A 25,812-nucleotide genomic window follows, 5' to 3' on the forward strand; every position below is an offset into this window, starting at 1 on the left:
GGCGGGGTGCCGTCAGGATGTCAAGTAGTTGTCGATGCAGCAAGATCTTGGGTTCCTTCAACGAAGACGCGGGCTTTGCGCGGCGTTACCGCCAGCAGCTCGCCCTCTGTCAGTCCAAGCTCGCGGTATTGTGATGCAGGGATTTGCACCTCGATCACCGCTTGCTGCAAAGATGGAGTGCTCTCCTCGGGCAAAAGTTCCAAACGGGCGATCGGCCCGACGACGATGGCACGTGACAAGCGCGCTGCGATGCCCGGCGCACCGCTAGACCAGCGACGTACCTCGAATTCGTGGGGACGCACGTAGGCAAATGCCCGGGCATCTTGCGCACCCACATGTTCAGGTGCGGCAATGGTGATGTCACTGGACACACCGTCGAGGTGCAAAGTGCCTTCATGGGCGCGGCCATGAAACAGATTCACGTCGCCAAGGAAGCCATACACAAAAGGACTTGCTGGGTGCTCCCAGACATCCTGCGGCGACCCGACCTGCTCCACGACGCCCCGGTTCATCAACACGACACGGTCCGCCACTTCGAGCGCTTCCTCCTGGTCATGCGTGACGAAAATACTGGTGACGTGCAGTTCGTCGTGCAAGCGGCGTAGCCAGCGGCGCAGCTCCTTGCGCACTTTCGCATCGAGCGCCCCAAACGGCTCGTCCAGCAGCAACACCTTGGGCTCCACGGCCAGGGCCCGCGCGAGCGCAATGCGCTGACGCTGACCACCCGACAACTGGGACGGATAACGATCCGCCAGCCAATCCAACTGCACAAGCTTCAGCAAATCCAAGACCTTAGCCTTGATCTGCTTTTCCGTCGGACGTTCACCGCGGGGCTTCATGCGCAGACCAAACGCCACGTTATCGGCCACGGTCATGTGGCGGAACAAGGCGTAGTGCTGGAAGACAAAGCCGATGTGACGATCGCGCACGTGCTTGTCCGTCGTGTCCTCACCGGAAAAATAGATGCTTCCGCTGTCTGCGGTCTCGAGACCGGCGATGATGCGCAACAGCGTCGTCTTGCCGCAACCGGATGGGCCGAGCAAGGCAAGCAGCTCTCCTGAGGCGATGTCCAGATCGACATCGTGCAGGGCACGGAAGTCGCCAAAATGTTTGTTGACCTTGCGAATTTCAATGCTCATGGGAAAACGGCTTTCTCAGGCAGCGGACGAAGCCGCCGGTAAGGAATTGGCGACGGCTTTGCCGGGATTTTCGGGTGGTGCGTTGTCCGCAGCTGCCCGGTCTCGCTCATGCTTCCACTCCGCAAAAGTCTTCAGAATCAAGGTGACCACGGCCAGCACAGCAAGCAAGGAGGCCACCGCAAAGGCAGCGGCAGATTGATACTCGTTGTAAAGAATCTCGACATGAAGCGGGATCGTGTTGGTCTGACCACGGATATGTCCCGACACCACCGAAACCGCCCCGAATTCGCCCATGGCGCGCGCGTTGCAGAGAATCACGCCATACAACAAGCCCCACTTGATGTTGGGCAGTGTCACGTGCCAAAACGTCTGCCAGCCATTCGCGCCCAGCACGATGGCGGCTTGCTCTTCGTCGTTGCCTTGTGCCTGCATGAGCGGTATCAACTCGCGCGCGATGAATGGGAAGGTCACGAAAATCGTGGCCAGCACGATGCCCGGCACCGCGAAGATGATCTTGATGTCATGCTCGGCCAGCCAGGGTCCTAGCCAGCCTTGCGCTCCAAAAAGCAGCACGTAAATCAAGCCGGAGACGACGGGCGACACCGAGAATGGGAGGTCCACCAGGGTCGTGAGAAAGGCCTTGCCGCGGAATTCGTACTTGGCGATGGCCCATGCCGCGGCGATACCAAACACCAGATTGAGGGGTACGGCGATTCCTGCGGCAATGAGCGTGAGTTTGATGGCTGACCATGCGTCGGGCTCTAGCAAGGCTGCGAAATAGGCGTCCCACCCCTTGCGCAAGGCCTCGGTTGCGACCGCGACCAAGGGCAGCACCAGGAAAAGTGCAATGAAACCCAAGGCGATCAAGGTCAACGTCCACCGAACGAGCGGTGTCTCGGTGGTCAGAACGCGTCTTTTGCGCACGTCGAGGGCAGCGGGAGCATTGCGAGAAGATGAAATCGAATTCGTCATCGCGTCAGGCTCCGGAACGCTTGCGCTGCCAGGCTTGCAGGCCGTTGATGACCAGCAGCATCATGAAGGAAATCAAGAGCATCACCAGGGCGACGGCGGTCGCGCCCGCGTAGTCGTACTGCTCCAGCTTGGAGATGATGATCAGCGGCGTGATCTCTGAGATCATGGGCATGTTCCCCGCGATGAAGATCACGGAACCGTATTCACCGACCGCCCGCGCAAAGGCCATCGCGAAACCCGTGAGCAGCGCCGGCAAGATGCTGGGCAGGATCACATAGCGAAACGTCTGCCAGCGCGTGGCCCCCAGACAGGTTGCTGCCTCTTCCAATTCCTTTTCGGTGTCTTCCAGCACCGGCTGTACCGTGCGCACCACGAACGGCAGGCCAATGAAGATCAAGGCGATCACCACCCCTGTGGGGTTGTAGGCCAGCTTGATGCCCAGAAAGCCCAAGACTCCATCTGGCTCGAAATACTGGCCGATCCAGCCGTTGCCTGCCAGCAAGGCCGTCAAGGAAATGCCTGCCACGGCAGTTGGCAAGGCAAAGGGCAAATCGACCAGCGCGTCCACGATCTTTTTGCCGGGAAACTTATAGCGCACCAGCACCCAGGCCACGAGCAGGCCAAACACCAAGTTGACCAGAGCCGCGATCAGAGAGGCCCCGAATGTCAAACGGTAGGAGGCCAGCACGCGCGGTGAGGCGACAGCAGTCCAGAACTGCTCCCACGTCATGGTGAATGACTTGAAAAACAATGCGGACAGCGGGATCAGGACGATCAGGCTCAAGTAGAGCAGCGTGTAGCCCAGCGTCAAATTGAAACCGGGCAGAACGCGTCGTGCCTTGCGGCGCGAAGACACCGCCGGGCTCGCCTTCGGCTCGGCAGCGGGTACAGCTAGCGCAGTCATTCAGTGCTTATTTGACGGTGTAGATCTGGTCGAATTTGCCGCCGTCGTTGAAATGCACCTTCTGGGCTTCCGCGGCACTGCCGAACACCTCGGACACGGTGAACAACTGAATCGGCTTGAAGGTGGCGGCGTTCTTCTTCAGCACGGCTTGCGAGGTTGGACGCAGCGCATGCTTGGCGGCGATTTCCTGTGCTTCATCGGTGTAGAGGAAATCCAGGTAGGCCTTGGCCACGTCGGCGGTCCCCTTCTTGGCCACGGTGCGCTCCACGATCGCCACCGGGTTCTCCGCCACCACGCTGATGCTGGGATAGACGGCTTCGACTTGGCCCGCACCAAACTCGTTGACGATGGAAATCACTTCAGACTCGAAGGTGATCAGCACGTCGCCAATGTTGCGTTGCAAGAAGATGCCCGACGCATCACGACCGCCCTTGCCCAGCACCGGCGCGTTCTTGAACAACTTGGCAACGAATTCGGCGGCCTGCGCGTCCGTGCCGCCCTTCTTCTTCACATAACCCCAAGCCCCCAGATAAGTCTGACGGCCATTTCCGCCCAACTTGGGATTGACCACTACGACCTGGACTCCTGGCTTGATGAGGTCATCCCAATCCTTGATGCCCTTGGGATTGCCTTTGCGCACCACGAAGATATGGGTGGACAGGGTGGGCGTGGCCTTGTTAGGGAATTTTTGGGTCCAGTCTTTTGCGACAAGCCCCTTATCCGCCAGAAACTCCACGTCGGTCACGGTGTTGAATGTGACAACGTCGGCATCCAGCCCATCCGCCACGGCACGAGCTTGCGCACTAGAGCCGCCATGGGATTGGTCCACCTTCACGTCTTTGCCCGTCTTTTTCTTGTACCAGGCGCTGAAGGCGGGGTTGATGTCCTTGTAGAACTCACGTGCCACATCGTAGGAAGAATTCAGCAAGGTGACTTGCTGGGCACTGGCCAGTTGGGATACTCCCAGCGCCAAAGCCGCCAGTGTCAGGGTGAAGGCATTTTTCAGGTTCATGGATGTCTCTCCGGTTGGAATGGGGTCAGGCGGACCTGCGGGGTGGCAACACGGCCACCATTCCGGAATCAGCGTGGGCAGGATTTTCCCAGGCCGCCTTTCAAACTCAAAAGATGATTATCTTGTTAGCTCATAACCAAAGAATTTAAAGCCAGATCAAACGGGCAAACTTGCGGCAGGTTTGCGTCGGCGAAGCCCACCTCCACCCTCACCCGCATCGCTTGCCACCAAAGACTGCAGAAGTGCCACACCCAACGGCCACTCGCCATGGCCCGATTCCACGTTGAGGTGCCCGGCATCGGGGACGCGGACAAACTCGCTACCCCAGTTGCGGGCATAGGCGCCGCACAAGCGGATCGGACAGTAGGGATCGTTGTTGCTCGCGACCACGATGCTCCGGTATGGGAGCTTGCGACTCGGTACAGGAGCAAAGTCACTGAGGATGGAGCGGCGCTCGGGGTCTGCCGGTGCCACCAGCAGGGCTCCACGGATGCGCGCTTGCGCGTCCTGCGGCAAATGGTTGACGGCGATACAGCCCAGGCTATGAGCCACCACCACGACCGGCAAGTCACGGCCATCCTGGTCGACCTGGGCCAAGATGGTTTGCCGTATGCGCTCCACCCAAGCCGTCCGCGCTGGGGTCTGCCAATCGTCCTGCTGCACGCGCACGGTATCCGCGTAACGTTGTTCCCACAAGGTTTGCCAGTGTCCGGGACCCGAATCACGCCACCCCGGCACGATGAGAATACGCACCGCTTCCGTCACGTCGGCCTTGCTCTCATGGCTTGTTGGCGCAGCCGTCCCCGGCGACACCTCATTTGTTGGGTTGAGGTGTGACACGCAGGTAAGGCCTGACCGCCTTGTAGCCCTTGGGAAACCGACGGGCGATTTCATCCGCGTCCTGCAGGCTGGGGACGATGATCACGTCGTCACCATCCTTCCAGTCGGCAGGCGTGGCCACCTTGTGGCTGTCGGTCAACTGCAGGGAATCGATCACGCGCAGCAGTTCATCAAAATTGCGTCCAGTGCTGGCCGGATAGGTCAATGTGGCGCGAACGGTTTTCTTGGGGTCGATGAAAAACACGCTGCGCACGGTGGCCGTGGCGGAGGCATTGGGATGGATCAGGTCATACAACTCGGACACCTTGCGGTCCGCATCGGCGAGGATCGGGAAGTTGACCGTGGTGTGCTGGGTCTCATTGATATCGGGAATCCACTGCCGATGCTTGTCGACAGGATCCACGCTGATGGCGATCGGCTTGACGCCACGCTTGGCGAACTCCCCCGAGAGCGCGGCCGTGCGGCCCAGTTCGGTGGTACAGACCGGCGTGAAATCCGCCGGATGAGAAAACAGGATGACCCAGGAGTCGCCCGCCCATTCATGGAATTTGATGGGTCCGATGCTGGAATCCTGGGTGAAATCGGGGGCGGTGTCCCCCAGTCGTAGCGTCGCCATGAGAGGAATCTCCTGAGGTGGGAATGCGCCCATTCTGGACGGCAGCACCCCAGATTCCAACGAATATCTTGACGTTAGCTCATAACCAGCTGGCATGAACCGCACAGCTCAAACTGGGGCAGAGTCGATACCCAACGGTCCTGAACTGCGGCGCCCAGTAGGCGTGGATCAGGCTTGCAACGGAGCCAAATGGTGATGCACCCGCACGGCCAAGGCGCATTGATCGGGATCGGTTAACGCTTGCATGCGCCCGGCGAGTGCCGTCTGCACCAGTTGAACCAAGACCCCTGGCTGCGGCGTTACCGGCCCCAAGAAAAGCGGCACTTGTGCGCGCAGCACCAGAAGCGTCGGGAAATTTTCAACTTCGGCGTCACCCATGACCTCGCTCTCGTCCTCGATGTCTATCCAGTCAAAGCGAGCGACTCCCTTGAACTGACTCTGGAGAGACTCGAACAACGGTTGGTACGCACGACAGTTGTTGCACCAATCGGCGCAGAGACAGACCACCTGCAAAGGATCTGCCGCGTTAGGGTTGCTGCTCATGCCCTAAGTGTGCCCGATCCGCAGAACTCGCACGCTGCACACCGCGCCCCGGCAGGAAAACTTCCACGCAAAAACGCCTGCGTGGGCAGCGCCCCCTGCGTCAATAGAGGCCCCTAAGCCAAATGCACCGTGCGCATGCAAACCACCCATCACGTCCGTGATAACCCGCCGACCTGCGTAAAAACCCTCTTTGTCCCACCACTGCACGCGTCAAAGATGCGGGGTCTGGAAAGTCCAGGCATTCCACACAACGAAGGAGACAGCGATGACACAGAGCAAGACGACCCGACGCCGCAGCCTGCTCAAGGGCGCTGCGGTGGCCGCCGGCGCCATGTCGGTGCCGATGATCAGTAACGCCCAAACCACTTCGCTGCGACTGCAGAGCACGTGGCCAGCCCAGGACATTTTCCACGAGTACGCGCAAGACTTCGCCAAGAAGGTCAATGACATGGCGAGCGGCCGCCTCAAGATTGAGGTGCTGCCTGCAGGTTCCGTGGTGCCGGCCTTCCAACTGCTGGAAGCCGTGAACAAGGGCACGCTCGATGCCGGTCACGGCGTCGTCGCCTATCACTACGGCAAGCAATCTGCCCTGGCCTTGTGGGGGTCCGGTCCAGCCTTCGGCATGGACCCCAACATGGTCCTGGCCTGGCACAACTACGGGGGCGGCAAAGCCTTGCTGGACGAGATTTACAAGTCCATCAACATGGACGTCGTGTCTTACCTCTACGGCCCCATGCCCACGCAGCCCTTTGGCTGGTTCAAGAAACCGATCGCCAAGGTGGAGGACGTGAAGGGCATGAAATTCCGCACCGTGGGTCTGGCCGTGGACATGTACACGGCCATGGGGGCTGCAGTGAACCCCTTGCCGGGCGGCGAGATCGTGGCGGCCCTCGACCGGGGCCTCATCGACGGCGCCGAATTCAACAACGCCTCCAGTGACCGGGTGCTCGGCTTCCCCGACGTGGCCAAGAACTGCATGTTGCAGAGCTTTCACCAGAGCGGTGAGCAGTTCGAGATTCTCTTCAACAAAGGTAAGCTGGAAGCGCTGCCCACCGAATTGCGTGCCATCGTGGATTACGCCGTCCAGGCCGCCAGCGCTGACATGAGCTGGAAAGCGATTGACCGCAACTCCAAGGACTACCAGGAGTTGAAGAAGCAGGGCGTGAAGTTCTACAAGACGCCGGACGCCATCCTGCGCGCCCAGCTCGACGCCTGGGACAAGATCATGGAGAAGAAGAGCGCGGAGAACCCGCTGTTCAAGAAGGTGCTCGATTCGCAAAGGGCATTCGCGCAACGCACCAAGCAGTGGCAGAACGACTACATGGTGGACTTCAACATGGCCTACAACCGCTACTTTGGTCGAGGCGCCAAGAAGGCCTGATCGTCACGACAAATCCGCGCTCCGCCATCGTCCTACCCGGTGGCGGAGTTTTTCAAAGCACGGCCGACGTTTGCTGCCCCCTCTCGGATTGACCTATTCGCGGCGTTGCGTCGCTTTCTGACATGACATCCCTTCCCAACGCACAGCGCCTGCTGCACGCCGCAGATCGAATGAGCACCTGGACTGGCAAAACCTTTGCCTGGCTGATCGTGGCGCTCATGCTCGTGGTGTGCGCTGAAGTCTTCAAGCGCTACGCACTGAACGCACCCACGGCGTGGATCTACGACGCCAACAACATGATGTATGGCACGCTGTTCATGATGTGCGGAGCGTATGCCCTCTGCCAAGATGCCCACGTGCGAGGTGATTTTCTCTACGGCAACATGAAGCCACGCACTCAGGCCACGCTGGATCTCGTGCTCTACGTCGTCTTTTTCCTGCCAGGTGTCTGCGCGCTGACGTGGTCGGGCTGGAGCTACTTTCAAGACTCGCTGGCCATGCGCGAACAAACGTTCAATGCGACGCCGATTCCGCTCTACCCCTTCAAATTCATCATTCCGCTGTCCGGCGCGGTGGTGCTGTTGCAGGGCATCGCTGAAATCATCCGCTGCATCGTCTGTCTCAAGACTGGTTCCTGGACGCCCCGCCTCAAGGACGCCGAAGAGATGGATGTGGTGGAGGAACAGCTCGCTGCAAGCACCTACGTGGATGAAAAGGCCAAACAGGACGCGATTGCAAACGCTCATGCCATCGACGAATCGGCACGGCAACGCGGCACGGGCAACGTCGGGAGCGCGTCATGAGCAATCCCGCACTTGGTCTGACGATGCTGGGCCTGATCATCGTCGTGATCCTGATGGGCTTTCCCACGGCATTCACCCTGATGGGCTTGGGCATGTTCTTCGGCTTCATCGCCTTCTATGACCCATCTCAGCACTGGGTCGACAACCGCATCTTCGATCTGATGGTGCAACGCGCTTTCGGAGCGATGACCAACGAAACCCTGCTCTCCATCCCACTCTTCGTTCTGATGGGCTACATCATGGAACGAGGAGCATTGGTGGACCGCATGTTCCACGCCGTGCAGCTTGCTTTCCGCCGCGTGCCCGGCTCTCTGGCCGTGGCCACGCTGGTCATCTGCACCTTCTGGGGCATCGCCAGTGGCCTGGTCGGAGCGGTGGTGGTGCTGATGGGCGTGATCGCGATGCGGCCCATGCTCAACGCCGGGTATGACACGCGTCTCGCCGCGGGGGTGATCACCGCCGGGGGCACACTGGGAATCCTCATTCCCCCGTCTGTGATGATCATCGTCTACGCTGCGGTGGCCGGACAGTCAGTGGTGAAGCTCTACGCCGCCGCCATGTTCCCGGGCTTCTTCCTCGCCTTCCTCTACCTGGTCTACGTCATCGGCTGGGCCTTGCTTCAGCCCAAGGTAGCACCCAAGCTACCCCCCGAACAGCAGCGTGCGGACGTCTCCCCCTGGGTCACTCACCTTGCGCAAAACTACTCGCCGCGCATGCTGCCAGCGCTGTTGATGGCGCTCGTCTCGCCGCGTCGCGCGCTCTCCGCCCGCATCGAGGGCGTGAAGGCGAGCTGGTGGTTGCTGCTGCGCAATCTGGGCAGTGCGCTCACGCCCCTGCTGTTCGCAGCAGTGACCCTGGGCACCGTTTGGTGGTACATGGTCATCTACACGCAGCAAAGCGAAGCGCCCGAACCACAGACCATGGAACAGGTGCAGCAAGCCCAGTCCGCCGATTCAGCATCCGAGGACGTGTCGGGACTGGCTGAGCCCCCCACCGAAGGCGGCTTGCAAGAACCACCCTCCTCCGACGGCGGTTTGCAGGAACCTCCGGGCAGCGCACCCTCCGACGATGCCGTGCAAGAACCACCAACAATTGCGACAAAGGTCGCGACTGATCCACGGGCCAGTGAACCAGAGGGTGCCCGCAGCGAGGGCCTACAGAGCCTTGGTGAATCGGTCCCGACCCCGCACGCGGCGGCGGTGCCGACCTCCTTCTATACAGGTTTCTGGATCACCGTGGCCTTCACGCTTGCGCTGCTACTCTGGTACTACCGAGCGCTCGATGCCGAGCAGTTCGAGATCCTGCGCATGCTGGTGTCTTCGGTGTTGCCGCTGGGCACGCTCACGCTGGTGGTGCTGGGAGTGATTCTGTTCGGCATCACGACGGCCACCGAGTCCGCCGCAGTCGGCGCTGCCGGCGCCTTTCTCATGGCCTGGCACGCCCGCACGCTGAATTTCAAGAAGATCAAGGAGGCCGTGTTTCTGACCGCCAAGACGACCGCCATGGTCTGTTGGCTGTTCGTGGGGTCTGCGTTGTTCTCGGCCGTGTTCGCCATCCTTGGCGGGCAAGCTTTGGTGGAGCAATGGGTGATGTCCCTGAACCTGTCGTCACTGCAGTTTTTGCTGCTGTCACAGGCCATCATCTTCATCCTGGGCTGGCCGCTGGAGTGGACCGAGATCATCGTGATCTTCGTGCCCATCTTCCTACCCCTGCTGGCGCATTTTCAGATCGATCCGCTGCTGTTCGGTGTCCTGGTGTTTGTGAACCTCCAGGCGGCCTTCCTATCACCGCCCGTGGCGATGTCGGCCTTCTACCTGAAGGGCGTGTCGCCGCCGCACGTCACGCTGAACCAGATTTTCGCGGGCATGATGCCTTACATGCTCATCGTCATCCTGTGCATGGTGCTGATGTACCTCTGGCCACAACTCACGCTGTGGCTGCCGCACTTCCTTTATGACTGAGCCAGAGAGGGGCCGGCAGGCGTGAATCCCGGCGCGGCAGGCTGCCTGACTGAAAGCAGAGACGCGCCCGTACCGCGGTATGGTCGTGGAGGCACCTCGCCTCGGCCATCACGCCGCTGCGCAGGCGCGCCGGATGTCCGCGGCGAAGGCGTCCACCGCCTCGGGCGTAGTGTCCCAGGCGCACATCAGGCGGCAGCCACCGCCAGCGATGAAGTCGTAGAACTTCCAGCCCTGTGCACGCAGAGCGTGAATGGCGGCCTGAGGCAGGAAGGCAAACACCGAGTTGACCTGGGGTGGGTGCGGAACACGCACGCCAGCCATGTCCTTGATCGCGTCGTACAAGCGTTGCGCCATTGCGTTGGCATGGCGTGCATTGCGCAACCACACGTCGCCTTGCAACATGCCGATCCAGGGGGCGGAAATGAAGCGCATCTTGGACGCCAGCTGTCCCGATTGTTTGACACGGTAGGCAAAGTCCTCACTCAAGGCTTTGTCGAAGAACACCACGGCTTCGCCAACCGGCAGCCCATTCTTCGTACCACCGAAACACAGAACATCGACGCCCGCACGCCAGGTAATGTCCGCGGGTTCACAGCCCAGCGCAGCAACCGCATTCGCGAACCGCGCGCCGTCCATGTGCACCTTGAGCTTGCGGCGCTTGGCGATAGCGGCGATGGCGCGTACCTCCTCCACCGTGTAGAGCGTGCCTAGCTCGGTCGCCTGGGTGAGGCTCACCACCTTGGGCTTGGGGTAATGGATGTCGGCGCGCCGAGTGACCAGTTGCTCGACGGCGTCTGGTGTCAGCTTGCCGAGTTTGGCAGCAGCACTCTCGTTCTCGGCAATCAACAATTTGCTGCCATTGGAAAAGAACTCCGGCCCGCCGCATTCGTCGGTTTCAATGTGCGCCACCGGGGTACAAATGACCGAGTGATAACTCTGACAAAGAGACGCCAGCGCCAGCGAGTTCGCCGCCGTGCCGTTGAACACAAAATAGACATCGCAATCGGTTTGGAACAACTGCCTCAACTGCTCACAAACGCGTTGGGTCCATTCATCATCGCCATACCCTGGTTGATGCCCACTGGCATTGGCCTCGAGGAACCAATGCATGGCCTCAGGGCAGACACCTGCGTAGTTGTCGCTGGCGAAATGTTGGCGCGTGGTGTTCTGGGAAGGCACGGAGGTAAGACTGCTCATGGGGAAAGAGATCAAATGCGGTACGGGGATTTTCTCAAGGAATGCGTATCCGCGTCTGGCCAGCGCACTTGCGCACCCTATATCCAGCGGTGACCCTTCAAGAAGAGGTTAAATGCAAAAAGCCCGCTACAGGTTCTGTAGCGGGCTTTGATTTGGCTCCCCGACCTGGGCTCGAACCAGGGACCTACGGATTAACAGTCCGGCGCTCTACCGACTGAGCTATCGGGGAATATTCGGTAAACAAATTGTCGTTTGTCGGTCAGTGGTGGGACGTGCAGGATTCGAACCTGCGACCAACGGATTAAAAGTCCGCTGCTCTACCGACTGAGCTAACGTCCCACTCAGCGGGACGCTTTACTGCGCGTTACGCTTGCCCCGACAAAGCAAAGATTATAGCGTGAATATTTTGAGTTTTTTGCCTCGGCTCCAATTTGCCGCCTCTTTTTTCACCTCTAGCTCGCCGCACACCTGCAACATCCTCTCTCCACGACCGCGCAGAGTCCACGGTGAAAGAAGATCACATCAAGTCCGCCGCCGCGATCCTGTTCAACACCCATCCCGAGGCACACAGACCAAAGGTCGCAGTCACGGAAACCAGTGAGCCATAACCACTGCAATTAAGACTGCCGTCACCGCCTACCGAGCAGGCTTCATCGTCCTGAGCCGGACCTTGAACCGCCTCCCTGCTGTACACGCAGGCGATGCCGATTTTGCGAGGAGTCTTCTTCCCTGTTCGTGAACTCTCTGGCGCACGCGGCGCGCCATGGTGCTTACGCAGGCGGTACCGCAACTGGGCCAGCAGAGGGTCGTGCGTGACGTTGACCAGATCATCCACAGCCACCAGATGCGCTTGCGTCTTGCCTCCTGCGGCACCGACCGTGATATAGCGCTGGCTAGAAGAGTGGTCGCGCGCCCAAACCGCCATGGCCGTCTTCGCCACGACTTGATCACACGCGTCAATCACCGCATCGACATGGGGCCCTTGGGCAATCAATCCCGGCCAATTGGCCGGCTCGACAAACTCCTCGATGCAAATTACCTCGCATGAGGGATTGATCTGCGCGATTCGCTCGCGCATGGCCTGCACCTTCGCTTGCCCGAGCGTGTCGTCGAGTGCATGGATCTGTCGGTTGATGTTGGACTCGGCCACATGGTCCATATCGATCAGCGTCAAGCGTCCGACACCGCTACGTGCCAGCCCTTCGACTGCCCATGAACCGACGCCGCCGATCCCGACAACCACGACGTGAGCGGAGCGGATGCGCGCCGCTCCAGCCTGACCATAGAGACGGGCCAAGCCACCGAATCGACGTTCGAAATCGGGACGCTCCGTATCGACTGCCTGCATCATAGGTTGATCATGTAAGACGTCGAATACACCAACACCCAAGTCGCTCAAAAGCAACTCCAATCCCAATTGGGCGGAGAGCTGCCTTCGAGTTCATCAACTTATTTCTTGCTATTGCCTTGAGTGGAGGACACGGCGGGCGCCGTGTCTTTCAAGCGTGGCAGACGCTGTTTGGCCGTAGCGGCTGCGTCTGACTTGGGATACGCTTTGATCAGCTCTTCCAAGGTCTTGCGGGCGCCTTTGGTGTCTTTCAATTCGACTTGGCAGTTAGCGATGGCCAATACGGCTTCGGGCGCACGCGCATGGTCCTGCGACTGGCTGAGCAGGATGCGAAAGTTTTCAATCGCCTCTTTGTAGTCCTGAGTCGCATATTGGGCGTTGCCTAGCCAGAAGAAGGCAGAGGGTGCGTAGCCGCTGGACGGATAGCGTTTGATGAACTCGGCAAATGCATTCTGAGCGCCTTGGAAATCCCCCTTACGGAACAGGCCAAGACCAGTTTCAAAGTCTCGTCTTTCGGCCCGCTCCGCGAGAAATTCACGCCCGTCAACGCTCACGCGCTCTGGCTCCAAGGCACGCACACGCTCTTCCAACGCAGCCAAGGCCTCCTTGTACTGACGCTGGGCGTCAACCAAGGCACGCGCGGAGACCTCGTCCCTCCCAATGAGACGGGCATTGTCAGTCCGCAAATTGTCGATTTGCGTCTGCAGATCAATCAGACTGCGGCGCAGCTGAATGTTTTCATCGATCAGGCGCCGCAGCTGATCCTGCTGGGCTGAAGCGCGCTGCTCTTGGTCCAGTCTCAGCACGTCAACACGCTGTCGAAGCTCAAGAATCGCAGCCCGCGCTTCATCGTCACCGAACAGTGCTGCGGCCGCAGGGTTGCTCAACATCCCAAGCATACTGAGGCACACGGCACCGAGGCTCAATCGAGCATCAAATGCTAAGAATGAGCGGGGAAACAGGAACAGCACGTTCTTCACTGAGTCTTCAAGATGTTGTCAAGCTCCACGATCGAGCCATCAGCTCAACGGTAGCTAATTTCTGCCCGACGGTTCTGCGACCAGGCCGCCTCGTTGCTTCCCTCCGCGGCAGGCTTTTCTTCGCCAAAGCTCACGGCGTCCGTTTGGGCGTCCGCAACCCCCAGCAGACTCAGCGCGCGACGCACAGCCTCGGCGCGTCGCTGCCCCAAGGCGAGGTTGTATTCCCGCCCACCGCGCTCATCGGTGTGTCCTTCAATCACAACACGCAGGGAAGGATCACTGGACAGATACCGCGCCTGAGCTTCGATCAGCTTCTGAAACTCAGGTTTGATCACATAGCTGTCATAGTCGAAATAAACCAAGCGGCCAGCGGCCAGCGCGGCGGCTTGCAAGGAGGAAGACGTAGGGCCCGTGGACTGCACCACGGTTTCCGGCGTCGCAGTGGGCTGGGGCACCGAGCCCACCGCACCGCCATCCGAGACCGTCGCGCTTGATGGAGCACCGCTGGTGCTATCAGCACCCGTCTGCGGGTCGAGCTTGACCGACGAACAAGCCGCCAGCGTCAATGAAAACAGTGCAATTCCCAAGTATTTGAATTTCATCATGATGGGCTCCAGCTAACAGAGATAAAGAAACTTTACCCGAAACAAGCGGGCAGAAATGTTAATAAGTATGAAATCCTCAAAGCCGCGCCTGTGCGCCAGGTGCGGCGTCAGGACTGGATTTTCACGCCACACAGCCCCGCGTTTGAGCCGCTGAGCGCGTCCCAGCACGCTCGAATGGCGAGTCCACCGCAGTTACCGCGGCGCGTTCGCTTGACCGCCCGCGGCGCTGACCGACGCAGCCCCACCTGAACCGGCGACGCCCACGAAGGGCCCCCAATCCGGTTCTCGGATGTCACCGCCCTGTCCGCTCAGGCGCGCCTTGATGGCGCCGTCAAGCGTGGTCGTCATCAGAGCCTCACGATCGTTCTGCTTCGTTGCATACAGCAACAAGCGGCTGTTGGGCGCGAAGCTCGGGTTCTCGTCAGAGACCGTGTTGGTCAGCATCGTCACCGTGCCGCTGGCAAGCTCCATCACGTGTAACTTGAATTCGCCATTGATACGAGAAATGTAGGCAAGCCAACGCCCATCGACACTCAGCGCGGGGGAAATGTTGTAGGTCCCGCTGAAGGTCACTCGCTCAGGATTGCCGCCCTTGGCGGGCAAGCGATAAATTTGCGGACTGCCCCCGCGGTCACTGACGAAATAAATGAAGCGGCCGTCTGCGGAATAGGTGGGCTCGGTGTCAATGCCGTTGGAACGAGTCAAACGGACGGGTTCGGCCGCAAGATTGTTCAAGTCCAGGGTATAGAGTTGCGACCCTCCATCACGACTCAAGGTCACCGCGAGGAAGCGTCCATCGGGAGACCACGCGGGCGCGCTGTTGGAGCCGCGAAAGCTGGCCACCAGCCGGCGACGGCCGGTGGACACTTCGTGGATGTAAACCACGGGCCGACGTGACTCAAAGGACACATAAGCCAATTGCCGACCATCGGGCGACCATGTGGGGGAAATGATGGGCTCGGGACTGGAAAGCGCAGGCTGTGCAGCCTCGCCGTCGGCGTCCGCCACCCAAAGGCTGTGTCGCTGATCCGTCTTGGTCACATAGGCGATGCGTGTTGAAAACACACCTTTGTCACCGGTGAGCTGTTCATACACATAGTCGGCCACTCGGTGCGCCGCGAGACGCAGATCCGCCGCATTGACCAAGAAACTCTGACCTCCCAAGTCCTTGCCCGCGACCACATCCCAAAGACGGAAGCGCACGTCAAAGCGACCGTCGGCCATGCGGGTCACGCTGCCGGCAACCAAAGCATCCGAACCGGCCTGCCGCCACGCAGCCAAATCGGGGCGTGCCGTTTCATCCAAGGCATCCGCCTTGCTCAGCATCACGCTGCGAAACTGTCCACTGCGCTCAAGGTCCGCCAGAACAATCGCGCTGATCTTCTGCGGAGTGGCCGCCTCCCCGCGAAAGGGCGCGACTGAGAACGGGACTTGCGTCAAGCCGACTCCCGCCACCTCGACACGGAACTGGGCGTGCGCGGGCGCGATCAGCACTTGCTGAATCAGCAGCAAGGCAAAAAACCAGACAGCGGACAGAAGGAAATTGGGAAACCTATACCGACGATGCAACATGCGTATTGCCCAGCAACTAAAACCTTGCGATGTCGCGCTCCGACAGAGGCCCAGGCGATCGCATGGGCTAAAGAGGAAAACCGGAACGTAGCCACGGCAAGTGGGCTTGGCATCATACAACCCCATGAGGTTAAAGGGCGTTCAGTTAGACTTGAAGGATTTCGCATTCGCTTCGAGCAGTCTGCCGCGAATGCTTCTTTTGCTCGGTGTCATATCCCATGAAAGCCTCATCACGACCTTCCGCCAGCGCGCGCAGTGTGTTTGCCCGCCTGCGTCGGGTGTGGCCCTACTTCAGCCAAGACAAAGGCTCTTGGTTCGCACTCGTTCTGTGTACCTTTCTGGTCGCGGCTTGCGAGCCTGTATTGCCTGCGTTGATGAAGCCACTGCTGGACCACGGCTTCGCCACCACCACCTTCAACCCTTGGTTGGTACCGATCGCACTCATCCTGCTGTTCGGTGTGCGTGGCATCGCGGGTTATGTCGCGGCGCTGGCACTCGTCAACATCACCAGCAATGGCGTATTCCGCCTGCGCAGCGACCTGTTCAAGCACATGCTTGACGCGCGCTTGACCTTGTTCGGCAATCGTTCGGCCACGTCGCTGACCAACACCATCGTCTACGAGATCACATCCGGGACGCGCCAGCTGGTGCCCACGCTGATCAGTGCCTCCCGGGACGTCTTGACGCTCGTGGCCCTGCTGGCCTACTTGCTTTACGTGAACTGGCAGCTGACCCTGATCGTTGGGCTGCTGTTCCCGGCCATTGCTTGGGTCGTACGCACGGTCTCACGTCGTCTCTACAAGCTCACGCGCGCCAGCCTTGGTGCCACGGAAGAACTGGCTTACGCTGTCGAGGAAAACGTTCTGGCTCACAGGGACGTGCGATTGCACGGTGCTCAGGCCATTCAACAACAGCGTTTCGAGAAACTGGGACGCTCGCTGTTGCGCCTGCAGTTCAAATCCCGGGTCGCGTCCTCCGCGCTCACACCCCTGACCCAAATGCTGGCCGCGGTCGCGCTGTCTTTGGTCATCAGCATCGCCCTCATGCAAAGCATCCGTGGCGAGGCCACCATCGGTGACTTCGTGTCGTTCATCACCGCGATGCTGATGCTTTTGACGCCCATGAAGCATCTCTCGGGCGTGGCCAATTCGATCACCGGCGGATTGGCCGCACTTGAGCGCGCCATCAGCTTGGTCGAAGATACCCCACTGGAGAAAGGCGGAACGTACAGCCCGCCGCCGCCAGAGCATCGGGCACGGGGCGAGATACGTTTCGAGCAAGTCAGCCTGAGCTACCCAGACGCAGCACGGCCCGCCATCGATGGCCTGAGTCTGTCAATTGCGCCGGGAGAGACTGTGGCCCTGGTGGGCGCCTCGGGATCCGGCAAAACCACGCTGGTGAATTTGTTGCCCCGTTTCATCGAGGCCAGTCAAGGTCGCATCCTGTTGGATGGCGTCTCTCTGCCAGACTGGGATCTGCAAGCACTGCGCAACCAATACGCGTTCGTCCACCAGCATGTGGTCTTGCTCAACGACAGCATCGCGGCGAACGTCGCGCTTGGCGATCGAAAACTCGACGAGGCCCGCGTGCTGCGCAGCCTGGAGGCTGCAAACCTGGGTGATCTGGTCAAAAGCCTGCCCAACGGCATCCATTCAGCGGTTGGTCACAACGCGACCCAGTTATCGGGAGGCCAGCGCCAACGTTTGGCCATCGCGAGGGCAATATACAAGGACGCCCCCATCCTCATCCTGGATGAGGCCACCTCCGCGCTGGACACGGAGTCGGAACGCGCGGTCCAAGAGGCACTGGAGCGTCTGATGACGAACCGCACGACCATCGTCATCGCCCACAGACTTTCGACCGTTCAACATGCGGACCGCATCATCACCTTGGATGGAGGTCGAATCGCTGAAAGCGGCACTCACAAGGAACTGTTGGACCGCGACGGCCTGTACGCCCGCCTCTACAAACTGGGGCTGCGTGACGACGCCGAATAACGACCTAACGACCTACCGACCAGATGATCTGAACGTCGCGTTTGCACCGCCTGATTGGCAGGTCGAGATGGGAGAGCCTGCCCATCACAACAGCACGATGTCGTACTGCCCCTGCCACATGCCCGCCTCGCTCTGCAGGGAAATCGGCTTTCCGATGAAGTCACTCAAGCCAGCCAAGTGCTGGCTTTCTTCGTCCAACAAAAGCTCAATGACCTGAGGCGCCGCCAGCACACGGAACTCACGTGGATTGAACTGGCGGGCTTCGCGCAGAATCTCCCGCAAGATTTCATAAGCGACGCTGCGGGTGGTCTTGACCTGGCCGGTCCCCTGGCAGTGGGAGCAAGGCTCGCACAGCATGTGGGCCAGGCTCTCTCGGGTGCGCTTGCGAGTCATCTCCAGGAGGCCGAGCTGCGAGAAGCCTCCCAGCATGGTCTTCACACGGTCGCGCGCGAGTTGCTTGCGAAACTCCGCCAACACGGCTTCGCGATGGTCCTCGCGCGTCATGTCGATGAAGTCAGCAATGATGATGCCTCCGAGATTGCGCAGGCGCAGTTGCCGCGCAATCGCACCGGCCGCTTCCAGATTGGTCTTGAAGATGGTGTCGTCGAAATTGCGCGCACCAACGTAGCCCCCGGTGTTCACGTCGATCGTCGTCAAGGCCTCGGTCTGATCGACGATGAGGTAGCCACCGCTCTTGAGATCCACGCGCCGCCCAAGAGCGCGCGCCACTTCCTCATCGATACCGTAGAGATCGAAGATGGGGCGCTCCCCTTTGTACAGCTCCAGCTTCGTCGCTGCGCCTGGCATGAATTCCTGGCCAAAGGCACGCAGGGCCTCGAATTGTTCGCGTGAATCGACCTTGATGCTGCCCGTGCGTTCCCCGACCAGATCGCGCAGCACGCGCTGCAGCAGGTTCAGATCCAGGTGCAGCAGGGACTTGGCAGCGAGGCGCTGCGAAGCTTCCTTGATGCGCGCCCAGGTCTTGCGCAGGTAGGCGATGTCCTCGGCGAGTTCAGCGTCTGTCGCCTCTTCGGCGTTGGTGCGCAGGATGAAGCCCCCGTTCTTTTTCTCTCCACCCGCCTCGCTCACGATCTTTTGCAAACGCTGCCGCAACGCATCACGCTCCGCGACGGGAATCTTCTGCGAAACGCCAATGTGATCGTCTTGCGGCAGGAAGACCAACAAGCGCCCCGCGATGCTGATCTGCGTGGACAGTCGCGCACCCTTGGTCCCGATCGGGTCCTTGATCACCTGCACCATCAAGGATTGCCCCTCAAACACCTGCTTCTCGATGGGCTCGGGTGTGTCCCTCTGCGCCGCGCGGGCGGCACTCAGCGTTTCGCCTTCGGCGGGCGGATGCCAAACGTCAGCCACATGCAAAAAAGCAGCCCGTTCCAGGCCGATGTCGATGAAGGCCGATTGCATGCCAGGCAGCACCCGCGACACCTTGCCAAGGTATATGTTGCCGACCAAGCCTCGCTCCACCGTGCGCTCGACGTGCAACTCCTGCACCGCGGCGTTTTCCACCACGGCCACGCGGGTTTCCTGGGGCGACCAGTTGATGAGGATTTCTTCCATGGCGTCGGAGATGGGGTGGTGATCAGAGAGTGAAACCGAAGGCACGCAACAAGCCCGCCGTTTCGAACATCGGCAAACCCATGATGCCAGAGTAGCTGCCGCTGAGGTGGTCGATGTAAGCTGCCGCTCTGCCCTGCACCGCGTAGGCGCCCGCCTTGCCCATGGGTTCGCCGCTGGCGACGTATGCCGCGATCTGGGCACGGCTCATGGGAGCGAAACGCACCCGGGAATCACTGAGCGCGGCGAGCCGTTTGCGCGAGGTCCCGACGGCCACGGCCGTCAATACGCGGTGAGTACGGCCTCGCCCCCGCGGATCGGTGCCACCGGCATCACCCGCCAGCTCACTCAAAATCCGGCGCGCATCTGCCTCGTCGTTCGGCTTGCCGTAGATACGCCGCCCCAAGGCGACCGTGGTGTCGGAGCACAGCACGGGTGCGGGCGGCCAGCCGCGCCGCCGTAGGCGCGCGAGCGCGGCGTCCAACTTGAGCTGCGTCACACGCTGCACGTACGCCGCGGGCGCCTCGCCCGGCTGAACGACTTCCAATGCCTCGGCATCTTCCCCAGGATCGGGTAGCAACAGTTCATGGCGGACGCCCAGCTGTTCCAGCAACTGGCGGCGACGGGGACTCTGGGAAGCGAGGTAAATGAAATCGGCCATGTTCAACGTTCAACGATGGTGCCGTGTCATGAGATCTCAGACCAGCCCATTCGTTCATTCGCGGTGGTAAGGGTGGCCTGCGTTGACAGACCAGGCACGGTACAGCTGCTCGACCAGAAGTACCCGCACCATGGCGTGCGGCAAGGTGAGGTCGGACAGCCGGATGCGCTCATGGGCCATTTGGCGGAAGGCAGGCTCTAGGCCGTCGGGCCCCCCGATGACCAAGGCCACGTCGTCCCCCTGAAGCTGCCAGTCCTTGAGCTTGCCTGCCAGCGCCAGGGTCGTGAGCGCGGTGCCACGCTCATCCAGCGCAACGAGGCGCGCGCCCTTGGGCACCGCTTCTTCGATGCGCTTGCGCTCGGCCGCCATCAACTGCTCCACCGTGCGCGAGCCACGCGGTTCGGTCTTGACCGCCTTCAGCTCGACCTTGAGTTCAGCAGGAAAGCGCTTGGCGTAATCGTCCCAGGCAGTCTGGGCCCAGTCGGGCACGCGCTGGCCGACCGCGACGATCAGCAGCCTCATGGCCAGCTATCAGCCCTTGCGGGCGGCACTCTTGCTGGAAGTGGCCTTCTTGGCGGGTGCCTTCTTGGCAACCGCCTTCTTCGTGGGGGCCTTCGGCGCCGGAGATTTGGACGCTTGGGCCTTCTGGACTGGCGATTTCACAGCGGCGGGCTTTTTCGCGGTCGCCGACTTCACCGACGTCGATTTGCCAGCGGGCTTGGGCGCATTGACCTTCACCACCTTGGGCAGTGGCTTGGCCGCTTTGCGAGCAGGCGTTTTGCCCGCTGCGGTCTTGGCGGGCGTCGACTTCTTGCCCGCAGCCTTGGCCGCCGCTTTCTGCTGCTGCGCCTTGGAAGGGAAGGCCTCCGCCGCACCCTTCTTGGCCGCGCTGGAGCGCTTCAGGCTGCTCGGCTTGTCGCTGCCGCGGGTATCCTCGGCCTTTTTCGGCGCGACCTTGGCCATGGGTTTTTCGGTCCCATGCTTCAGACGAACAGGCTTTTCACCCCAGAGGTCTTCCAAGTGGTAGTACTGGCGTATCGCCGGTTGCATCACGTGCACCACGGCCTGGCCGCAATCCACGATGATCCACTCGCCGTTGTCTTCTCCCTCGGTGCGCGGCTTGGGAAAGCCTGCTTCACGCACCGCGTCACGCACGCTGACCGCCAGGGCCTTGGTCTGCCGGTTGCTGGTGCCTGAGGCCACGACCACACGCTCAAACAAGGGGGACAGGTGCTCGGTGTTGAACACCTGAATGTCCTGGGCCTTCACGTCTTCCAAGCCATCGACGATGGCCCTTTGGAGTTTTTGGATGTCTTTTTTGACGGCGTTGTCGGTCATCGTGGTTTCAGGCTTCATCAAGTCTTCTGGTAAAGATGGTGGGTTTCAATATAACCCGCAATGGCGGGGCTGACCAGCGAGCGCAAATCCGGGGAAACGTCCGGTTTTGCCGCGACCTCGGCGCGAACACCGGTGGCACTGTGGCGCATCAGCGGCATCTGCAGCTTGCGGTAACGGGACCGCAGCGATGACGGTGGCTCGAAGCTCTGTGCACGCCCTTCCCAGTCGCGGTCAGCGTGGCAAATCCAGGCCAAGGCCACGACGCTCTGCCAGTCATTCCACTGAGTCAAGGCTTCGGCTTGGTCCTGCCCCAGCACAAGAAAGAACTCAGCACCTGGGTACTCGGCATGCAACTCGCGCAAGGTGTCAATGGTGTAACTCGGGCCAGCGCGCCGGATCTCGCGCTCGTCGAACACCAGTCGGGCCGGGCCTCGCGCCAGATCACCAAAGGCCAAGCGGCACATCGCAAGCCGGTGCGAGGCATCGCTGAGGGTCCGCGCCTTGTGCCAGGCTTGGCCGGTGGGCACGATATGCAATGCGTCCAGACCGAGCTGGTTCAGGGCGGCCTCGGCCAGGGCCTGGTGCGCCAGATGCGGCGGGTCGAAAGCCCCGCCGAACACACCGACCTTGAGCGCCATCAGACGACTCCCTTCAGCCAGTCCCGTCGCGGCAGGAAATGGAGGTACAGCGCTTCTTCGGGCGAACCCGGTTCGGGAGTCTGCTGGTAGGCCCAACTGGCCAACGGCGGCATGGACAACAGAATGGACTCCGTGCGTCCGCCCGACTGCAGTCCAAAGTGTGTGCCACGGTCCCAGACGAGGTTGAACTCGACGTAACGACCGCGACGGTAGAGCTGGAATTCGCGCTCACGTTGACCATGCGCCATGCCTCGGCGTCGCTCGACGATGGGGAGATAGGCTCCCAGAAAGGCGTCCCCGACGTTGCGCAAGAGCGCGAAGCTCTGTTCAAAGCCCAGTTCCGCAAAATCGTCGAAAAAGATGCCCCCGATGCCGCGCTGTTCGTTGCGGTGCTTCAGGAAAAAATATTCATCGCACCACTGCTTGAAGCGCACATGCAGATCTGGTCCGAAGGGGGTGAGCGCGTCGCGGCAGCTGCGGTGGAAGTGCACCGCATCCTCCTCGAAGCCGTAGTAAGGCGTCAGATCCATGCCCCCGCCGAACCAGCACACGGGTTCACGGCCTGCGGGCGTGGCCGCGATCATGCGCACGTTCATGTGGACCGTGGGCACATAGGGGTTGCGCGGATGGAAAACCAGCGATACCCCCATGGCCTCGAAAGGCGCGCCCGCGAGTTCAGGTCGATGCTGAGTGGCCGAGGGCGGCAGCTTCGGGCCTCGGACATGCGAAAACCCGCAGCCTGCGCGCTCGAACACCGCACCGCCTTCCAAGATCTTGGTCAACCCTTCGCCTTGCAGCGGTTCATCCGGCTCCTTGCGCCAGGCATCGGCCAAGAAGACCGACTGCCCATCGACGCGTTCGATCGCTTCGGTGATGCGCTGCTGTAAACCTTGCAGATAGACGCGCACGGCCTCGATATCGTCCACAGGGGCCACCGCATTCATGCCATGTGCCGCGCTCATGCCTTGCCGTCCTCGCGGGGTGCGGCGCTGTCCAGCAGGCGTATGGGCGCCGCGTCATGGGGGTGGTAGGCCACGGCGTGCGGCTCCAGGGCAGCCGCGATGCGTGCCATGTCCACGGCTTCATCCCCCGTCAGACGCAGAAAATCCAGCACCCGTGCCTCGCGCTTTTGGTAGTTCAGCACCATCATGCCCAAGGGCACGCCCGCCTGGACCGCCACGCGGTAGAAGCCGCTGCGCCAGCCCGGCATGTACTTGCGGGTGCCCTCGGGCGCCAGCGCCAGCCAGAAATACTCTCCGCGATCCTGAGCCTGCTTCATCTGCGCCACGGTGTCTCCGACCATGCCTTGCGCGCCCTTGCCGCGCTCGATGGGAATGCCGCCGAAGGAACGCAGCCACGCACCCAGCAGGGGAATGCGAAACAGGCTGGCCTTGGCCCAGTAGCGCAGACGCAGACCCAGTGCCCACTTGACCGCGTAGGCGAAGACCGGGTCCCAGTTGCTGGTGTGCGGGTAGACGATCAGCACGCCTTGCAGCGATGGCAGGCCCTCGAAATGCACGCGCCAACCCAGTCGGCGCAGCACCCAGCGACCGACCGCGCTGCCGGGAAACTGCACCGCTTGCGGGGGAGGAAAATCAGTCATGAAGCAGGTCGGGCCCCAGGCCCTCAGCCTTTTCGAATCGCGTGGTGGCCAATGTCCTTGCGGTACTGCATACCATCAAAGCGGATGCTTTCCAGCAGCTCGTAGGCGCGCATCTGGGCTTGACGGGTCGTGCCACCCAAGGCCGTGGCGCACAGCACGCGGCCGCCCGAAACCAGAACCTGCGCATCCTTGCCTTCGCCCTGCTGCATCGTGCCCGCGTGGAACACCACGCCTTCTTCCGTGTCTGCAGGCAGGCCGGTGATGAGATCGCCCTTGCGCGGATTCAGCGGGTAGCCATGCGCGGCGAGCACCACGCCCAAGGCGATGCGACGGTCCCATTCCAGCTCGACCTGATCCAGCTTGCCCTCTGTAGCAGCCAGCAGCACGTCCAACAAGTCGCTCTTGAGGCGCATCATGATGGGCTGGGTCTCCGGGTCGCCCATGCGGCAGTTGAACTCCAGCGTCTTCGGATGCCCCTCGGCGTCGATCATCAGACCGGCATAAAGAAAGCCCGTGTAGGGGATGCCGTCCTTTTCCATGCCCTTGATCGTGGGCAGGATGATCTCGCGCATGGCGCGGGCGTGCACTGCGGGCGTCACCACGGGAGCGGGTGAATAGGCCCCCATGCCACCGGTGTTCGGACCCTGGTCGCCGTCCAGCAGGCGCTTGTGATCCTGGCTGGTAGCCAATGCCAGCACGTTCTTGCCGTCGCACAACACGATGAAGCTGGCTTCTTCGCCCTGGAGAAACTGCTCGATGACGACACGCGCGCCACCTTCGTTGTGGGTGACGCCGAGCTTGTTGTCCAGCAGCATGAAGTCCACCGCCTCGTGCGCCTCGGCCAGGGTCATCGCGACCACCACGCCTTTGCCCGCCGCCAGGCCATCGGCCTTAACGACGATGGGAGCGCCCATCTTGTCGATGTAAGCATGCGCGGCGACCGGGTCACTGAAGGTGTCGTACTCGGCCGTAGGTATGCCGTGGCGCTGCATGAAGGCCTTGGAGAAAGCCTTGGAGCTTTCGAGCTGAGCCGCCGCCCGGGTCGGGCCAAAGATGCGCAGCCCGTGCGCGCGAAACTCGTCCACCACACCCGCAGCCAACGGTGCTTCAGGGCCGACGACCGTGAGGCCAATCTTTTCTTGCTGCGCCCATTCCCGCAGTGCTTTGACGTCCGAGATGGGCACGTTGACCAAGCGCTTGTCCCGCGCGGTGCCACCGTTGCCCGGCGCCACATAGACCACCTGCACCTTGGGTGAGGCAGCCAGCTTCCAGGCCAGCGCATGTTCGCGGCCACCGCCGCCGATCACTAGAACTTTCAAGCGAGTACTTTCATTCACAAGGACGCGTTGTGGTACACGTCCTGAACATCGTCCAGATCCTCGATCACGTCGAGCAGTTTCTGCATCTTTTCCGCGTCTTCGCCCGAGAGATCGATGGTGTTCTCGGCGCGCATGGTCACGCCCGCGACCTCGGGCTTGAGGCCGGCGGCCTCCAACGCGTTCTTCACGGCTTCGAAGTCCGCCGGCGCGGTCAGGACCTCGATGGCCCCCTCCTCGTCGGCGATCACGTCCTCGGCTCCTGCTTCCAGGGCGACTTCCATCACCTTGTCCTCGCTGGTACCGGGCGCGAAGATCAATTGCCCGCAGTGCTTGAACTGGAAGGCCACAGAGCCTTCCGTGCCCATGTTGCCGCCGTGCTTGCTGAAGGCGTGGCGCACCTCGGCCACGGTGCGCACGCGGTTGTCCGTCATGGTGTCCACGATGATGGCCGCGCCGCCGATGCCATAGCCCTCGTAGCGGATTTCCTCGTAGTTCACGCCCTCTTGGTTGCCGGTGGCCTTGTCGATGTTGTACTTGACGCGATCGGCCGGCATGTTGGCGGCCTTGGCCTTGTCGATGGCCAGGCGCAGGCGGGGGTTGGCGCTCGGATCGCCGCCGCCAGCACGGGCGGCGACGGTGATTTCACGGATGATGCGGGTCCAGATCTTGCCGCGCTTCTCGTCCTGGCGGCCTTTGCGATGCTGAATATTGGCCCATTTGCTGTGTCCAGCCATAAGGTTTCCTTCTGGGGTCCTCGGGTTTTTTGGTAGGCTAGGAAAAGTTTGCGATTGTATTCCCTGGCCTCAAC

General features: G+C 61.2%; 25 protein-coding genes and 2 tRNA genes. 4 read left to right on the forward strand and 23 right to left on the reverse strand.

The window, feature by feature from the left end:
- Positions 1 to 20 precede the first annotated feature (20 nt).
- From ACLBKS_RS04330 to ACLBKS_RS04360, 7 genes are all read right to left on the reverse strand, one after another.
- Positions 21 to 1,139: a sulfate/molybdate ABC transporter ATP-binding protein gene (locus tag ACLBKS_RS04330; protein WP_410191573.1), complete on the reverse strand. Its 1,119-nt coding sequence runs from the start codon at positions 1,137 to 1,139 to the stop codon at positions 21 to 23.
- A gap of 15 nt (positions 1,140 to 1,154) precedes the next feature.
- Entirely contained in the window at positions 1,155 to 2,111 is a 957-nt protein-coding gene (gene cysW, locus ACLBKS_RS04335) for a sulfate ABC transporter permease subunit CysW (RefSeq protein WP_410191574.1), read from the reverse strand.
- Positions 2,112 to 2,115: 4 nt separating this feature from the next.
- Positions 2,116 to 3,015 (reverse strand): sulfate ABC transporter permease subunit CysT, encoded by a 900-nt coding sequence (gene cysT / locus ACLBKS_RS04340; RefSeq protein WP_410191575.1) that lies wholly within the window; start codon positions 3,013 to 3,015, stop codon positions 2,116 to 2,118.
- A gap of 7 nt (positions 3,016 to 3,022) precedes the next feature.
- The gene (locus ACLBKS_RS04345) at positions 3,023 to 4,027 is read right to left on the reverse strand and encodes a sulfate ABC transporter substrate-binding protein (RefSeq protein ID WP_410191576.1); all 1,005 of its coding nucleotides are present in this window, start codon (positions 4,025 to 4,027) and stop codon (positions 3,023 to 3,025) included.
- Positions 4,028 to 4,183: 156 nt separating this feature from the next.
- Positions 4,184 to 4,792 (reverse strand): RBBP9/YdeN family alpha/beta hydrolase, encoded by a 609-nt coding sequence (locus ACLBKS_RS04350; RefSeq protein ID WP_410191577.1) that lies wholly within the window; start codon positions 4,790 to 4,792, stop codon positions 4,184 to 4,186.
- Between the two features lie 49 nt (positions 4,793 to 4,841).
- Positions 4,842 to 5,483, reverse strand: a complete 642-nt coding sequence (locus ACLBKS_RS04355) for a peroxiredoxin (protein ID WP_410191578.1) — start codon at positions 5,481 to 5,483, stop codon at positions 4,842 to 4,844.
- A gap of 168 nt (positions 5,484 to 5,651) precedes the next feature.
- On the reverse strand, positions 5,652 to 6,026 hold the full coding sequence (locus ACLBKS_RS04360; protein WP_410191579.1) for a thioredoxin family protein: 375 nt from the start codon (positions 6,024 to 6,026) through the stop codon (positions 5,652 to 5,654).
- A gap of 265 nt (positions 6,027 to 6,291) precedes the next feature.
- Between ACLBKS_RS04360 and ACLBKS_RS04365 the strand changes: the two genes are divergently transcribed.
- From ACLBKS_RS04365 to ACLBKS_RS04375, 3 genes are all read left to right on the forward strand, one after another.
- On the forward strand, positions 6,292 to 7,407 hold the full coding sequence (locus ACLBKS_RS04365; RefSeq protein WP_410191580.1) for a TRAP transporter substrate-binding protein: 1,116 nt from the start codon (positions 6,292 to 6,294) through the stop codon (positions 7,405 to 7,407).
- Positions 7,408 to 7,529: 122 nt separating this feature from the next.
- Positions 7,530 to 8,210, forward strand: a complete 681-nt coding sequence (locus tag ACLBKS_RS04370) for a TRAP transporter small permease subunit (RefSeq protein ID WP_410191581.1) — start codon at positions 7,530 to 7,532, stop codon at positions 8,208 to 8,210.
- On the forward strand, positions 8,207 to 10,171 hold the full coding sequence (locus tag ACLBKS_RS04375) for a TRAP transporter large permease subunit (protein ID WP_410191582.1): 1,965 nt from the start codon (positions 8,207 to 8,209) through the stop codon (positions 10,169 to 10,171). Before ACLBKS_RS04370 ends, ACLBKS_RS04375 begins: the two co-directional genes overlap by 4 nt.
- Before the next feature lie 108 nt (positions 10,172 to 10,279).
- On the opposite strand, the gene ACLBKS_RS04380 is transcribed toward ACLBKS_RS04375, so the two are convergent.
- The 7 genes from ACLBKS_RS04380 to tolB all read right to left on the reverse strand — a co-directional run bounded on the left by ACLBKS_RS04380 (position 10,280) and on the right by tolB (position 15,795).
- Entirely contained in the window at positions 10,280 to 11,368 is a 1,089-nt protein-coding gene (locus ACLBKS_RS04380; RefSeq protein WP_410191583.1) for a threonine aldolase family protein, read from the reverse strand.
- A gap of 153 nt (positions 11,369 to 11,521) precedes the next feature.
- A tRNA-Asn gene (locus ACLBKS_RS04385) sits at positions 11,522 to 11,597 on the reverse strand.
- A gap of 34 nt (positions 11,598 to 11,631) precedes the next feature.
- A tRNA-Lys gene (locus ACLBKS_RS04390) sits at positions 11,632 to 11,707 on the reverse strand.
- Between the two features lie 178 nt (positions 11,708 to 11,885).
- Positions 11,886 to 12,719: a ThiF family adenylyltransferase gene (locus ACLBKS_RS04395; RefSeq protein ID WP_410191924.1), complete on the reverse strand. Its 834-nt coding sequence runs from the start codon at positions 12,717 to 12,719 to the stop codon at positions 11,886 to 11,888.
- 98 nt (positions 12,720 to 12,817) lie between these two features.
- Positions 12,818 to 13,615: a tol-pal system protein YbgF gene (gene ybgF / locus ACLBKS_RS04400; RefSeq protein ID WP_410191925.1), complete on the reverse strand. Its 798-nt coding sequence runs from the start codon at positions 13,613 to 13,615 to the stop codon at positions 12,818 to 12,820.
- A gap of 125 nt (positions 13,616 to 13,740) precedes the next feature.
- Positions 13,741 to 14,301 carry a peptidoglycan-associated lipoprotein Pal gene (pal, locus tag ACLBKS_RS04405; RefSeq protein ID WP_410191584.1) on the reverse strand — a complete coding sequence of 187 codons (561 nt, stop codon included), beginning with the start codon at positions 14,299 to 14,301 and terminating at the stop codon, positions 13,741 to 13,743.
- Positions 14,302 to 14,493: 192 nt separating this feature from the next.
- The gene (tolB, locus tag ACLBKS_RS04410) at positions 14,494 to 15,795 is read right to left on the reverse strand and encodes a Tol-Pal system beta propeller repeat protein TolB (protein ID WP_410191926.1); all 1,302 of its coding nucleotides are present in this window, start codon (positions 15,793 to 15,795) and stop codon (positions 14,494 to 14,496) included.
- 296 nt (positions 15,796 to 16,091) lie between these two features.
- On the opposite strand from tolB, the gene msbA reads away from it, so the two are divergent.
- Positions 16,092 to 17,870, forward strand: a complete 1,779-nt coding sequence (gene msbA, locus ACLBKS_RS04415; RefSeq protein ID WP_410191585.1) for a lipid A export permease/ATP-binding protein MsbA — start codon at positions 16,092 to 16,094, stop codon at positions 17,868 to 17,870.
- An 84-nt stretch (positions 17,871 to 17,954) separates the two neighbouring features.
- On the opposite strand, the gene rng is transcribed toward msbA, so the two are convergent.
- From rng to ACLBKS_RS04460, 9 genes are read right to left on the reverse strand one after another with little or no spacing between them, the layout of a single operon-like run.
- A complete protein-coding gene (rng, locus tag ACLBKS_RS04420) occupies positions 17,955 to 19,448 on the reverse strand; it encodes a ribonuclease G (protein WP_410191586.1) in 1,494 nt (497 codons plus the stop codon).
- A gap of 22 nt (positions 19,449 to 19,470) precedes the next feature.
- Positions 19,471 to 20,106 carry a Maf family protein gene (locus ACLBKS_RS04425; RefSeq protein ID WP_410191587.1) on the reverse strand — a complete coding sequence of 212 codons (636 nt, stop codon included), beginning with the start codon at positions 20,104 to 20,106 and terminating at the stop codon, positions 19,471 to 19,473.
- A 54-nt stretch (positions 20,107 to 20,160) separates the two neighbouring features.
- Positions 20,161 to 20,628 carry a 23S rRNA (pseudouridine(1915)-N(3))-methyltransferase RlmH gene (gene rlmH, locus ACLBKS_RS04430; protein ID WP_410191588.1) on the reverse strand — a complete coding sequence of 156 codons (468 nt, stop codon included), beginning with the start codon at positions 20,626 to 20,628 and terminating at the stop codon, positions 20,161 to 20,163.
- Positions 20,629 to 20,637: 9 nt separating this feature from the next.
- The gene (gene rsfS / locus ACLBKS_RS04435) at positions 20,638 to 21,462 is read right to left on the reverse strand and encodes a ribosome silencing factor (protein ID WP_410191589.1); all 825 of its coding nucleotides are present in this window, start codon (positions 21,460 to 21,462) and stop codon (positions 20,638 to 20,640) included.
- Positions 21,462 to 22,082 (reverse strand): nicotinate (nicotinamide) nucleotide adenylyltransferase, encoded by a 621-nt coding sequence (gene nadD / locus ACLBKS_RS04440; RefSeq protein ID WP_410191590.1) that lies wholly within the window; start codon positions 22,080 to 22,082, stop codon positions 21,462 to 21,464. The genes rsfS and nadD overlap by 1 nt, the downstream gene beginning before the upstream one ends.
- Positions 22,082 to 23,044 carry an oxygen-dependent coproporphyrinogen oxidase gene (hemF, locus tag ACLBKS_RS04445; RefSeq protein ID WP_410191591.1) on the reverse strand — a complete coding sequence of 321 codons (963 nt, stop codon included), beginning with the start codon at positions 23,042 to 23,044 and terminating at the stop codon, positions 22,082 to 22,084. Before hemF ends, nadD begins: the two co-directional genes overlap by 1 nt.
- Entirely contained in the window at positions 23,041 to 23,685 is a 645-nt protein-coding gene (locus ACLBKS_RS04450) for a 1-acyl-sn-glycerol-3-phosphate acyltransferase (protein ID WP_410191592.1), read from the reverse strand. Before ACLBKS_RS04450 ends, hemF begins: the two co-directional genes overlap by 4 nt.
- 23 nt (positions 23,686 to 23,708) lie before the next feature.
- The gene (gene purD / locus ACLBKS_RS04455; RefSeq protein ID WP_410191593.1) at positions 23,709 to 25,004 is read right to left on the reverse strand and encodes a phosphoribosylamine--glycine ligase; all 1,296 of its coding nucleotides are present in this window, start codon (positions 25,002 to 25,004) and stop codon (positions 23,709 to 23,711) included.
- Positions 25,005 to 25,018: 14 nt separating this feature from the next.
- A complete protein-coding gene (locus tag ACLBKS_RS04460) occupies positions 25,019 to 25,738 on the reverse strand; it encodes a YebC/PmpR family DNA-binding transcriptional regulator (RefSeq protein WP_410191594.1) in 720 nt (239 codons plus the stop codon).
- Positions 25,739 to 25,812 lie beyond the last annotated feature (74 nt).

The sequence above is a fragment of the Hylemonella sp. W303a genome (genome assembly GCF_046452315.1).
Lineage (GTDB): Bacteria > Pseudomonadota > Gammaproteobacteria > Burkholderiales > Burkholderiaceae_C > Hylemonella.